Below are 12927 nucleotides of genomic sequence, written 5' to 3'. Positions count from 1 at the left end.
GCGGATAGGTGCGCATGGCCCGTTTCCACCCGACCGGACGCGTGAAGTGCCGGGCCGCTCGTGCGGCGCCCGGCGCGGCAGGAAAGGATGGGGCCATGACCGACCCTGTGCCGTCCACCCTCCCCACGCGTGTCGTCGTCACGGGCGCCGCCGGAAAGCTCGGCCGCGCCGTGGTCGCGCACCTGCGCGCGGTGGGCGTCGACGTGCTCGCCGTGGACCGCGCCGGCGGGCGCGACCCGCGCGACGTCGACGGCGAGTTCCTCCTGGTCGACCTCACCGACTACGGGCAGGTGGTGGAGGCGTTCACCGGCGGCGCCGACGAGCACGCCGGCGGCGTCGGGGCGGTGGTGCACCTGGCGGCGGTGCCGGCGCCCGGGCTGCTGCCCAACGCCGTGACCTTCGCGAACAACTCGGCCGCGACGTACAACGTCTTCGCGGCGGCCCGGGCGGCCGGCATCAAGCGGGTGGTCTGGGCGTCCAGCGAGACGGTGCTGGGGCTGCCGTTCGACACCCCGCCGCCGTACGCGCCGGTCGACGAGGAGTACCCGCCGCGGCCCGAGTCGACCTACTCGCTCAACAAGGCCCTCGAGGAGGAGATGGCGCGGCACTTCTGCCGGTGGGACCCGGAGCTGGTCATGGTCGGCCTGCGTTTCTCCAACGTGATGGACGTCGAGGACTACGCGGGGTTCCCCGCCTTCCAGGCCGACCCGCAGCTGCGCCGCTGGAACCTCTGGGGCTACATCGACGCCCGCGACGGCGCCCAGGCGGTCGAGCGGGCGCTCGCCCACGACCGGCCCGGCGCCGACGTCTTCATCATCGCCAACGCCGACACCGTGATGAGCAGGTCCAGCGCCGACCTGATGGCCGAGGTCTACCCGGACGTCGAGGTCCGCGGGGAACTCGGCGAGCACCAGACGCTGCTCGGCATCGACAAGGCCCGCCGGGTGCTGGGCTACGAGCCGCGGCACTCCTGGCGCGACCACGTCGACCCCGCCGGTTGATCCGCCGATCAGGCCCGCGGGGCTCCACTGAGCAGGGCCCCGCCATCCGATCGGGGGAGCGGGTCTGGATCCGTAGGTGGCGCCGCCCGCCGGTGCGGCCGGAATTGATGCCGTGCGGTGGAATCCCGGTGTGGCGCGGTACCGCGAAAAGACCTTGCCTTCTACGGTGACGTCCGGCACGCGGGCGGGTGGACGTTGCCGGGAACCGACCCGGTGGTGCCGTCTCGGGCGTTCACAGGGAGTTGACTGGATGCAGGTCTGGAGTCGCACCGTCGCGGGTCTGGTCGCCGGGGCCGTCGTCGTGATGGGCGTACCGGCGGTCGCGGGCACCGTGGCGACCAAGCTCACCGCCACGGACGCCGGCACCACCGTGCGGACCGGCGCCGAGGCGATGAGCAGCGGCAGCGCGCTCGGCGCCGCGCGCACGGTCGCCACCGCCGCGCAGGTCGTGCCGGGGGACACCCGGCTGGTGCCGAGCGTGCCGCGCACCGACACGCCGCGGATCACCAACGGCGAGATCAAGGACCTGGAGGTGATCGGCAACCGGGTCTTCATCGCCGGCACCTTCACCTCGATCGCCAACGTCGGCGGGACCACCATCTCGCAGAAGTCGCTGGCCTCGTACAACCTGGACACCGGGAAGGTCGACACCGGCTTCAAGCCGACCTTCGACGGATCGGTCGAGGCCGTCGAGGCGTCGCCCGACGGGTCGTCGCTCTACGTCGCGGGCTCGTTCAACACGGTCGGCGGCGTCACGAAGCGGAAGATCGTGAAGCTCAACCCGACCACGGGCGCGCCGATCGCGGCGTTCACGGCGACCGCGAACGCCCGCGCGACCGCGCTGGCCGTGAGCGGCACGGCGGTCTACGTGGGCGGTCAGTTCAGCACGGTCAACGGGGTGAGCCGCCCCGGCCTGGTCGCGCTCAACCCGACCACCGGCGCCGTGGACACCGGCTTCAACCTGCCGCTCACCGGCGGCATCGGCGTCGGCGGCATGCTCACCGTGCAGCAGCTCAAGCTGACCCACGACCGGACCAAGCTGCTCGTCGTCCACACCGGACGGCAGATCGCCGGCCAGGACCGCTACGGCGTCGCGCTTGTCGACACCGCCACGAAGGCCCTGCTGCCGTGGCGTACCCGGCTGTGGGAGGACAACCTCTCCTTCGTCGGCGGCATCCAGCGGGTGTTCGCCGGTGACATCGCGCCGGACGACTCCTACTTCGTCGTCACCAGCGGCTCGGGCGGCGACCGGCCGCCGATCAACGACACCGCGATCGCGTACCCGCTCACCGGCGCCGACAACGTCCAGCCGCTCTGGGTGTCGCGGCACTTCGACAGCGTCTACTCGGTCGCCATCACCGCCACCGCCGTGTACGTCGGCGGCCACTTCAGCTGGCAGGAGTCGCCGACCTCCAACGTCCCGTGGCCGGGCCTGGACAACGTCGGGTACGGCACCGGCCAGGGCCTGAGCGGCTACGGCCTCGGCGACCAGGTGGTCCGCCGCGACCACCTCGGCGCGCTCGACCCGAAGACCGGCACCGCGCTGGAGTGGAACCCCGGCTCCAACTCGTACGAGGGCGAGAAGGCCATGCTGGCCACCTCGCGCGGCCTCCTCGTCGGCGGCGACGGCAACGTCAAGGGCGGCAAGACCGTCGGCCGGGTCGGCTTCTTCGACCAGTCCAGGGCGCCGGCGCCGGCCGCGGTCGACACCACCATCGTCACGCCCATCGAGGGCGCGGTGAAGCCGGCCAACGAGTCGTTCACGCTGGGCGGCCAGGCGCTCACGCCGGCCGGGGTCAGCCGGGTCCAGATCGAGATCCAGAACCGCAACACCAGCCAGTTCCTCCAGGACGACCTCAAGACGTGGGGCGCCGCCAACAGCATCAACGCCACGGTCGCCGCCCCGAACACCGCCTCGACCACGTGGACGCTCCCGGTGTCGCTGCCGTCCGGCGTCTACCAGATCCAGGCGAAGACGTTCGGCCGCGACGGCGTCGGCGACGCCACGAAGGCCGTCAAGAAGATCGAGGCGTTCCGCTTCGACGACCTGCCGCCGTCGACCCGGATCGACTCCCCGACCGGCGGGCTGCTCGCCACGAAGAGCTTCGTGGCCACCGGCACCGCCACCGACGACAAGGGCGTCAGCTCGCTGATCTACTCGTTCCGCACCCCCGACAACCGCTACCTCCAGGACGACGGGACGGTCGCCGCGGTCTACAACACCTTCCGCGGTGAGCCGGACGTGATCGGCGCGCTGTCGACCACCTGGCAGTTCGAGGTGGCCCTGCCCATCGAGGGCCAGTGGAAGATGACCGCCACCGCGGTCGACACCACCGGCCAGAGCGACCTGCGCGGCGACACCCGGGACTGGACCATCTCGTCGACAGGCGTCCCGCCGACGGTGGCCATCAGCGCGCCCGTGCCGATGACCCCGCCCACCGCGGCCGCACCGGTCACCGTCGCGCCCGGCGCCGCGATCACCTTCGCCGGCACCGCCAACGACGACGACGCGCTGAAGTCGGTCGAGATCTACCTGCGCAACACCACCACGCGGGAGGCGCTGGCCGCCGACGGCACGTGGGGCGCCGACTCGGTCGCGGCCTACTACCGGATCTCGCCGACCAACCTGAGCGCCGCGTCGTACAACTGGTCCTACACCACGGTGCCGCTCACCCCGGGTGTCTACGACTTCCGGGTACGGGCCACCGACAGCCTGGGCCTCACCACGTCGAGCACCAACTCGGGCCGGCTCAGCGTCACGGCGCAGGTGCCCGGCGACGCGTTCCCGAACGGTCTGCTGAGCTTCACCGGGGTGGACCAGAACGTCGACCAGTTGCACCTCGACCTGGCCGGCACGGCGACCGACGACAAGGGCGTGCAGAGCGTCCGGGTGGCGCTGCGCGACCTGGACACCGGCCGGTACGTGCAGCCGAACGGCACCATGGCCGCCGCCTTCGCCACGGTGAACGCCACGCTGGCCGCGCCGGGCGCGACGAGCACCGCGTTCACCCTGCCGATCGACCTGCCGACCAAGGGCGAGTACAGCGTCGAGGCGTGGGCGGTCGACACGGCGGGCCAGCAGGACGGCTCGACCTCCGGCGCCACCGCCCGGTACCTGGTCTACCCGGGTGACCTCGACCCGCGGCTGGAGCCGAGCATCACGCCGGTCGAGGGCGAGGTCTACACCGGCGGCCGGATCGTGGTCACCGGCCGGGCCGTCGACGACGTCGGGATGCTCCGGGTGGACATCCAGATCTCCAACGGCGCGGGCCAGGGGATGAACGCCGCCGGCACGTTCAGCACGCCGAGCACCCCCGGCAACTTCCCGTGGATCGCGTCCTTCCTGACCAGTCCGGGCTCCCCGGGGTCGAACTTCGCGTACACCTCGCCGGTGATCCCGGCGGGCACGTACACCGTGACGATCCGCGGGGTCGACAACTACGGGCAGCTCCAGCAGCCGCCGCGGACCGTCTCGGTGACCGTCAGCTGAGCCGCCCGGCCGCGGACCGCTCCGGTCGGGAAGCTACGTCACTCCCGATGCCGGAGCGGTCCGCGGCCGTACGCCCGGGCCGCCTCCGTCAGCTGCCTGATCAGGTCCGTCTTGCCCTCGGTGTACGCCTCCCGGTCGTTCGGGTAGCGGCCTGCCAGGTCCCGCTTCAGCGCTTCGTAGTCGGCACGGGCGTCAGGACGGGCGCGGAGGTGGTCCCGGAACGCCAGGACGTCGAGGTAACGCGGTGAGTCCGCCGGCACCAGGTGCAGGTGGTGGGTCCGGTGGCTGGGGCGCGGCTTGCAGAACCAGTGCATGACCTCGGCGCGGTAGGGCCAGTAGCAGTACGCCAGGGGCTGCAGCCGCTCGATGCAGGGACGCGACGACTGCAGATCCGCGACGCCGACCATGATGTCGATGACCGGTTTGGCGGCGAGCCCGGGTACGGCGGTGCTGCCGACGTGGTGAATGCCGCCCGTGATCCAGGGACCGATGGTCCCGCTGATCAGCGTGGCCTCCTCGGCGAAGCGCTCGGGCCATCGGTCGTCGTATGGCTCGATGTGTACGGCTTCGTTGTCGTCGCTCAAATCGCTGGTCCCGATCTCCGACATGCCGTCACTCTGGCAGGCGGTCCCGCCCACCGCAGCCCGAAGGCTGGGGGACCTCCGCCGCTACCTGCTGCTGCGGGCGCCTGCTGGCGACGCCGGCTCAACGTGGGGCGATGAGGCACATGCCGCCGGTCGTGGGCCGGTCCATCGTGGTCAGCGCGTCCGGCACCTCGTCGAGGCCGATGGTGCGGGTGATCAGCTCGCCCGGGCGCAGCACCCCGGCGGTGACCAGCCGGAGCAGCTCCGGGTAGGCGTGCGCGGCCATGCCGTGGCTACCGCGCAGCTCCAGCTCGTACGCGATCACCAGGTCCATGGGCAGCGCCGGGCGGCCCTCCGCGGCCGGAAGAAGGCCGACCTGCACGTGCCGGCCGCGTCGCCGCAGGCTCTCGACGGACGCCGCGCAGGTGGCGTGACTGCCCAGCGCGTCGAGGGACAGGTGGGCGCCGCCGCCGGTCGCCTCCCGGACGGCCGCGGCGACCGCGCCGGGGCCGGTCAGCGCGCCGCCGTCCAGGCAGACCGCCGCCCCGCAGCGCCGGGCGAGGTCCAGCGCGCCGGGGGAGATGTCGACGGCCACCACCCGCGCGCCGCAGGCCGCCGCGATCATGACGGCCGACAGGCCGACACCGCCGCAGCCGTGCACGGCCACCCACTCGCCCGCGGCCACCCGTCCCTGACTCACCACGGCCCGGAACGCCGTGGCGAAGCGGCAGCCGAGCGCCGCCGCGGTCGGGAAGTCCAGCTCGTCGGACAGCCGGATCAGGTTGACGTCGGCGTGGCGCACCACCACGTACCCGGCGAACGAGCCCCAGTGGGTGAAGCCGGGCTGCGTCTGCCGCTCGCAGACCTGCTGGTCGCCGGCGAGGCAGGCGGGGCACCGCCCGCAGGCGCAGACGAAGGGCGCGGTGACCCGGTCGCCGGGCCGCCAGCCGCGGACGCCCGCGCCGACCGCCGCCACGACACCGGCGAACTCGTGCCCGGGGACGTGCGGCGGGCGGATGTCGGGGTCGTGCCCCTGCCAACCGTGCCAGTCGCTGCGGCACAACCCGGTCGCCTCCACCCGGATGACGGCGCCGTCGGCCGGCGCCACCGGATCCGGGACGTCGCGGACCTCGGGCCGGGCACCGAACTCGTCGAAGATCACGGCACGCATGCCCCGCATCCTCACACGCGCGAGGTCGCCTCCGGAGCCCGGCCGGCCGCCCGCAACGGGCACCCCGTGTCGACGCGGGCGGCGAGGTCGGCCCGGAGGGCGGCGAGTTCGGCCATCCGGGCGTCGATGACGGTGATCTTCTCCTGGAACAGCGCGGACAGCGCCGCCGCGGTGTCGGGCGCGGCGCGCAGCTTCGCGCAGTTGCGCGAGATCTCCGCCAGCGAGAAGCCGAGCGCCTGCGCGGTGCGGATGTAGTGCAGCCATGCCACGGTCCCGGGCGGGAAGTCGCGGTAGCCGTTGGGCAGCCGCCGGCCGGTGACCAGGCCGACCTTCTCGTAGTACCGGACGGTGTCCGTGCTGATTCCCGCCTGCGCGGCCAGCTCACCGATACGCATGAACACCTCGCCGGCTCGTGGACTTGACCTTGGAGCGTACTCCAGGGTTTAGCGTCGGGCGTCCCGCAGTCAGACCGGCAGGAGCCTCCCGTGATCCGCCTTCCCGCCCCCTCCCACCCCACCTACCTGCGCCTCGTCCGCGCGAGCGCCGGATACGACCTCCTGATCACGGCCGGCTTCGCGACGCCGTGGACGTACGCGCTGCTGCACGGCGCGCTGTCCCGGCTGGGCGGCGCGCTCGGACTGGGCGGCCTGCCCGCCCTCGACCCGATCCAGGTCCTGTACGCGAACCTGATGGGCTCGGTCGTGGTGGTGTGGGCGCTGCTGCGCCTCGTCCGGCCACAGCCCGCGCACGGCCGGTACGACGCCGTCGCGCGCGCCCTCTTCGCGGCCTGGCAGGCGTACGCGCTGGCCCAGGGCTCCACCCGGCTGCTGTGGCTGTTCCTCGTCGTCGAGGTGGCGTTCGGCCTCGCCCAGATCCTGCCCTGGTGGGTGAGCCGGCGCATACCGCCGCTCCCGCGTGCGACGGGTGCCACGATGTCAGCGTGACAGCGCCGGGCTGGTATCTGGTGGGGGCGCCGTGGGACTGCTCGGCGCTCGGCCGGGGCGAGCGGCTCGCGCCTGCTGCCCTGCGCTCGGCCGGGCTGTCCGATCTCGTCCCCGACGACGCCGGGGACGTGCCGATCGTCATCGACGACGCGCGGCGGGACGACGCCACCGGCGTACGCGCGCTGCGGCAGACCGCTCGGGCGGCGCGGCTGCTGGCCGACGGGCTCGATGACGCCGCCGGGCACCGGCCCGGCCGCCGGCCGCTGGTGGTCGGCGGTGACTGCAGCCTCCTGCTCGGGGTGCTGCCGTGGCTGCGGCGGAGCCGCGACCGGGTCGGGCTGTGGTTCGTCGACGGGCATCCCGACTTCCTCGACGGCGCCGCCTCGCCGACGGGGGAGACGGCCGACATGGACCTGGCCCTGCTCACGGGCTCCGGTCCCGAGCAGCTCGCCGCGCCGGCCGGAGCGTCCGCGCCGCTGGTGGCGCCCGGCGACGTGGTGCTGGTCGGCCACCGCACCCGGGACCTCGACCCGGAGGCCGCCGCCGAGCTGGCCCGGGTGCCCGACAGCATCCGGCGCATCGACGCCCCGGCGGTCGTCGGCGCGCCGCGGGCGTGCGGCGAGCGCGCCGCGGGGTTGCTCGCCGATGTCGACGGGGGAGTGTGGCTGCACGTCGACTGCGACGTCCTCGATCCGGCGGCCATGCCGGCCGTCACCTATCCGGAACCCGGCGGACCGGGCCTCCGGCAGCTGGCCGACCTGCTGGCGCCGCTTCTCGCCTCGCCCCGGCTGCTCGGCCTGAGCGTCGCCGACTTCCGGCCCGACCTGGATCCGGACGGTGTCCACGCGGCGGCGCTGGTCGCGCTGCTGCGCCGGCTGCTGACCCACGCCGACGGGTGAACACCGCAATTCCCGCGCGTTCGTTCAATGGAACGACCGGGTCGGCTGGCGCTCATTCACGCCGCTTCACGTAGGGTCGTTCGGGCTGCTCACCACGGGTGCCAGGGCGCAACGGGCAAGCCGCAAGTTGCAGCCCGGCAAGGAATTCGCGGGCGCGGCGGAACGCAATTCCCAGGGAGAATCTATTGACGTTAACCAATCTTGACTTGGTTGGCGGGGAGGCGCACCGTGAGAAGCGCCGGCGCCCGACGGGGTCGCCGGGTCGCCAGGTCAGGAGGCGGTCATGCGGTGGAATCCGTTCGCCGGCGCGTATCTCGCCGACCCGGCGCAGGTGTGGCGGCGGTTGCTCGACTCCCCGGGCGGCGTGCACCACGACGAGGACCTCGGGCTCTGGCTGATCACCCGGCACGCCGACGTGCGGCGGGCGCTCGGCGACACCGAGAGCTTCGGCAACGCCCTCACCCTCGCGCCGGTCTACGACGTCTGCCCCGAGGCCCTGGCCGTCATCATGCGGATCGACGCCCCGCCCACCACGGCCGCCGCCGACCCGCCGGTGCACCCGCGGACCCGCCGGGCGCTGCGGGCCACCTTCGCCAACACCGCCGACCGGGTCGAGCAGCGGTACGGCGCGATCGTCCGACGCCGGGTCGGCGAACTGGTGTCCCGCCTCGTCGCCCGCGCCGGGCAACAGGTCGACCTCGTCCGGGAGTTCACCACCGAGCTGCCCCTGCTGGTCCTGCTCGACCTGCTCGGCGTGCCGGAGCGGGACATCGCCCGCGTCCGGGCCTGGGCGGACGGCCAGATCGCCCTGGTCTGGGGGCGCCCCGATCCGGCGGAACAGGTGCGGCTCGCCCAGGGCCTGCTGGAGTTCTGGCGCTACTGCCAGGCGCTCGTACGCGACCGGCTCGACAGCGACCTGCCCGACAGCGACCGGCCCGGTGGCGGCTACGTGGACCAGTTGCTCGCGTACCGGGACGGCGACGACGAGGTCCTCACGGTCGCCGAGGTGTCGAGCATCGTGTTCAACCTCCTGGTCGCCGGGCGCGAGACCACGGCCGGGCTGCTCGCCCACGCGCTGGACCAGGCGCTCTCCGAACCGGACCGGTGGCGCACGATCGCCGCCGAGTCGCACCGGATCCCCGCGTTCCTCACCGAGACCCTGCGCTTCGCGCCCGCCATCGACGGCTGGCTGCGGGTGACCAACCGGCCGGTCACGCTGGGTGGCGTCACCATCCCGGCCGGGGCGCGCTGCCTGCTGCTCATCGGCGCCGCGAACCGGGACCCGACGGTGTTCGCCCACCCGGACCGGTTCGACCCGGCCCGGCCCGACGCGAACGACCACCTCTCCTTCGGGCACGGGCCGCACTTCTGCATCGGCGCGGCGCTGGCGCGGCTGGAGGCCGGGATCGCGCTCACCCGGCTCGCCGCGGCCGTGCCCGGGCTGCGGCTGGCCCCCGGCCACCGCCGGGCGTACCACCCCAACGTGGCGTTCCGGGCGCACCGGAGCCTGCCGGTGCTCATCGACACGGCCGTGCCGTCCGGCGGCCGGGCGGCGCCCGCCGTCGAGCGTCCGGCGGCCTGACCCGCTCCGCCGTGCCGGGCGCTGACCTGCGGACGCGGTCACGGAGCGGAGTCACGACTTCACACCCGTCCGCCGATGGGTTAAGAATTGTCCCCTGCGAATGCCCAGTCATCACCCCACCCCGATCTCATGCCGATGCCGACCCGGCGTCGCGAAGGTGAGCACATGGATCGCACGCCCCCGTCGAGCGCCGCTCACTGCGCTGCCAGCCACCGGTTCCGCTCGGAGCTGCGCCGCTGGCGGACCCGGCAGGGGCTGACCCAGCGGGCGCTGGCGGAACGGGTGCGGTTCAGCCGGGAGACGGTCGCCGCGGTCGAGTCCGGTCGCCGGTTCGGCAGCCAGGAGTTCGCCGTCCGCTGCGACGAGGTGCTCGGCACCGGTGGCCGGCTGGCCGCGCTGTGGCCCCAGGTCGCGGCGGAGCAGTTGGCCGCGGACGGTCGGCGCGGGCCCCGGTTCGGCGAGGTGGCACAGCTCGAACCGGCTCCGGCCGTGCGACGCGACGCGCGCGATCCCGAGGCGGTGGTGGCGGCCATCGACGAGCTGCGGGAGCTGATCGGTCAGGTGCTCAGCCAGCCGGAGGCCGGCGGCCCGCCGCCGTCGCCCGGCGGGCGCTGACGCCGGCGGGGCCCGCGTCGGGGCCGGGGCGGCGCGCGCCGTCGGCGCCGCCGACTCTGGGTACAGATGCTGGTACGGGCTGTTTGTACCACGGCCAGGTCTGGTCTGAGCGCACGGCTTCCGGCGCAATGAGACGTGCAATCCGCAAATGCAGATAGAACTTTGTCGATGAGTGCGGGGAGTCAGCCTTGGCGTCGAGCACGAGGTCCCACGCGGCCCGACCCTACCCGACCCGCCGCCGCGGCTGGAAGATTGCCGCCCGGATGCGCCTCATCGTCGCGGCCCCGCTGGTCGCCGTGCTGGGCTTCGCCGGCCTGGCCCTGACCGAGAGCGCCCGCCAGACCACCCGCGCCAGCGACCTCGGCCTCCTGGCGCAGCTCGGGGCCAAGGCGGGCGACCTCGCCCACCGGCTGCAGCACGAGCGCATCGTCGCCGCCGACCTGCTGACCCGGGGCGCGCCGGAGCAGCAGGACGCCTTCGCCGACGCCACCACCGCCACCGACGCCGCCGTCGCCCACTACCGCCGCCAGCGGGCCGAGCTGCCCGCCGGCGCCGCCGCAGACCAGGCCGTCCTGCCACGGATCGACGCGGCGCTGACCGGCCTGCCGCCGCTGCGCGCCCAGGTACGCACCGCGGAGCGTGCCTCGGTGTCGGCGATGACCTTCAGCTACCGGATCGCCATCGCCGACCTGCTGAGCCTCCGCGAGCACGTCACCCTCGGCGTGGTCAACGCCCGCATCGCCGACGGCATCCGGGCCTCCGCGGCGCTGTCCGAGGTGGCCGAGGCCGTCGGCCAGCAGCAGGTCGCCGTCCTGCGCGCGGTCGCCGCCGACCAGCTGACCCCCGCCATGCAGCAGGACATCACCGCCGCCCGCACCGGCATCACCGAGTCGAGCCTCGCCTTCCTGGCACTCGCCCGGCCCGCCTGGCGGGGCTGGTGGGAGCAGGCCGGCAGCGGCGAGAGCGCCCTGCTGCTGCAACGGATGCAGGACCAGGTGTCCCGGACCGTCGCGGGCAGCCGCCTGGAGCTGGACCTGGACACCTGGGTGACCGCCACCCGGCAGTGGTCCGTGCGCCTGGCCGAACTGCGCCAGCGGGTCGACTCGGCGGTCCTCGACGACGTCCGTGCCGCACACGCGGACCAGCGGCGGCGCACCGCGGTGGAGGCGGCCGCCACCCTGGTCGCCCTGCTGCTCACCACGCTTGTCACCTGGGCGGTCGCCCGGCAGATCACCCGGCGGCTGCGCCGGCTGCGGGACGCGGCGAACGCCGTGGCGTTCGAGCGGCTGCCGCAGGTGGTGGCCCGGCTCCAGCACCCGGACAGCTCCACGGTGGACCCCGACGAGCTGGCCCGGCGGCAGGCCGCCGACGCGCTCGAACCGTCAGGCGACGACGAGATCGGCGAGGTGGGGCAGGCCTTCACCGCGGTGCACCGGGCCGCCGTACGGACCGCGGCCGAGCAGGCCGTGATGCGGGCCAACACCGCCGAGATCTTCATCCACCTCAGCCGGCGGGAGCAGCGCCTGGTCGACGCGGTGCTGGCCCAGGTCGACAAGGTCGAGCAGGACGAGACCGACCCCGACCGGCTGCACCAGCTCTACACGCTGGACAACCTGGCCACCCGGATGGGGCGCATCAACGCGAGCCTCCTGGTGCTCGGCGGGGTCGGCGTCGGCCGGGTCCGCCACCACGACGTGCCGCTGCAACAGGTGCTCCAGGCCGCGCAGAGCCAGATCGAGCACTACGCCCGGATCCGCCTCGGCCTGGTCGACGGGGACGTCGCCGTCGCCGCCGAGTCCGTCGACGAGGTCGTCCACCTGCTCGCCGAGCTGATGGAGAACGCCACCGGCTACGCGCCACCGGAGACCGAGACGTGGGTGACCGGCCGCGGCTTGGGCGACCGGGTGATCGTCCAGATCAGCGACGAGGGCGTGGGGCTGTCCCCGCAACGCCGGCAACAGCTCAACGACCTGCTCGCCCGGCCGCCCGCCATCGACGTCGCCGCCGTGCGGGCCATGGGGCTGGTCGTGGTGGGGCAGCTCGCCGCGCGGCTCGGTGTGGCCGTGCAGCTCCGGCCCGGCCCGCGCCGCGGCACCATCGCCGAGGTGGCGCTGCCGGGCACCATCATCCGGCCGCTGCCCCCGGAGGAGTTCCTGCTCACGCCCGCCCGGCCGTCCCGCCGGGCCGCGCGGACCACCGTCGCGCCGACGTACGGCGCGGCGCCGGAGCCGTGGGCCGGCAGCCCGCCGGCCGAGCCGGCGCTGCCGGTGGCGCCGGTCTTCCGGCCCGCGCCCGCGCCGGACCGCGGCGCCGCGCCCACCGAGGAACTGGTCATCTTCCACCAGGTCAACCACTGGTTCCAGGCCGACCGCCCGGACGACGGGAACGGCACGTCGTGGGCCACCCCCGCCGACGACGCCTGGCGTACGGCGGCACGGGCCGACTCGCCCGAGGTCGCCGGCACCACCACCTCCGGGCTGCCCAAGCGGCAGCCGCAGCAGCACCTGGTGCCGGGTGGCGTCACCGTCCCGCGGCAGCGCTCCGAGCACCGCGACCCGGCCCGGGTGGCCACCGCGATGGCCGCGTACGCCCGGGGCGTCGCCGGCCGCCGGCCCAATCTGGTCAACAACTGATCCGACAG

The 12927-nt window shown here is 74.1% G+C and carries 10 protein-coding genes; 7 read left to right on the top strand and 3 right to left on the bottom strand.

Going from position 1 to position 12927, the window contains the following annotated elements:
• Nucleotides 1-95 precede the first annotated feature (95 nt).
• Nucleotides 96-1001, top strand: a complete 906-nt coding sequence (locus tag NLX85_RS02175) for an NAD(P)-dependent oxidoreductase (protein WP_254331344.1) — start codon at nt 96-98, stop codon at nt 999-1001.
• A gap of 250 nt (nt 1002-1251) precedes the next feature.
• A complete protein-coding gene (locus NLX85_RS02170) occupies nt 1252-4491 on the top strand; it encodes a hypothetical protein (protein WP_254331343.1) in 3240 nt (1079 codons plus the stop codon).
• Between the two features lie 38 nt (nt 4492-4529).
• On the opposite strand, the gene NLX85_RS02165 is transcribed toward NLX85_RS02170, so the two are convergent.
• The 3 genes from NLX85_RS02165 to NLX85_RS02155 all read right to left on the bottom strand — a co-directional run bounded on the left by NLX85_RS02165 (nt 4530) and on the right by NLX85_RS02155 (nt 6641).
• Nucleotides 4530-5129 (bottom strand): GrpB family protein, encoded by a 600-nt coding sequence (locus NLX85_RS02165; RefSeq protein WP_254331342.1) that lies wholly within the window; start codon nt 5127-5129, stop codon nt 4530-4532.
• Nucleotides 5130-5196: 67 nt separating this feature from the next.
• Nucleotides 5197-6246, bottom strand: coding sequence for a zinc-dependent alcohol dehydrogenase family protein (locus NLX85_RS02160; RefSeq protein ID WP_254331341.1), 1050 nt, complete (start codon nt 6244-6246; stop codon nt 5197-5199).
• Nucleotides 6247-6257: 11 nt separating this feature from the next.
• Complete coding sequence (locus NLX85_RS02155) at nt 6258-6641, bottom strand: MerR family transcriptional regulator (protein WP_254331340.1); 384 nt, start codon at nt 6639-6641, stop codon at nt 6258-6260.
• 90 nt (nt 6642-6731) lie between these two features.
• On the opposite strand from NLX85_RS02155, the gene NLX85_RS02150 reads away from it, so the two are divergent.
• The 5 genes from NLX85_RS02150 (at nt 6732) to NLX85_RS02130 (ending at nt 12919) form a co-directional block, all read left to right on the top strand.
• Entirely contained in the window at nt 6732-7190 is a 459-nt protein-coding gene (locus tag NLX85_RS02150; RefSeq protein ID WP_254331339.1) for a hypothetical protein, read from the top strand.
• The gene (locus tag NLX85_RS02145; protein WP_254331338.1) at nt 7187-8089 is read left to right on the top strand and encodes an arginase family protein; all 903 of its coding nucleotides are present in this window, start codon (nt 7187-7189) and stop codon (nt 8087-8089) included. The genes NLX85_RS02150 and NLX85_RS02145 overlap by 4 nt, the downstream gene beginning before the upstream one ends.
• Before the next feature lie 283 nt (nt 8090-8372).
• Nucleotides 8373-9671 (top strand): cytochrome P450, encoded by a 1299-nt coding sequence (locus tag NLX85_RS02140; RefSeq protein WP_254331337.1) that lies wholly within the window; start codon nt 8373-8375, stop codon nt 9669-9671.
• A 165-nt stretch (nt 9672-9836) separates the two neighbouring features.
• A complete protein-coding gene (locus NLX85_RS02135; protein WP_254331336.1) occupies nt 9837-10286 on the top strand; it encodes a helix-turn-helix transcriptional regulator in 450 nt (149 codons plus the stop codon).
• Nucleotides 10287-10549: 263 nt separating this feature from the next.
• Entirely contained in the window at nt 10550-12919 is a 2370-nt protein-coding gene (locus NLX85_RS02130) for a nitrate- and nitrite sensing domain-containing protein (RefSeq protein ID WP_254331335.1), read from the top strand.
• Nucleotides 12920-12927 lie beyond the last annotated feature (8 nt).

Source organism: Micromonospora sp. A3M-1-15 (genome assembly GCF_024213425.1).
Taxonomy (GTDB): domain Bacteria; phylum Actinomycetota; class Actinomycetes; order Mycobacteriales; family Micromonosporaceae; genus Micromonospora; species Micromonospora chersina.
Note: the sequence above shows the minus strand (reverse complement) of the source record. Positions and strands in the feature narration are given on the sequence as shown.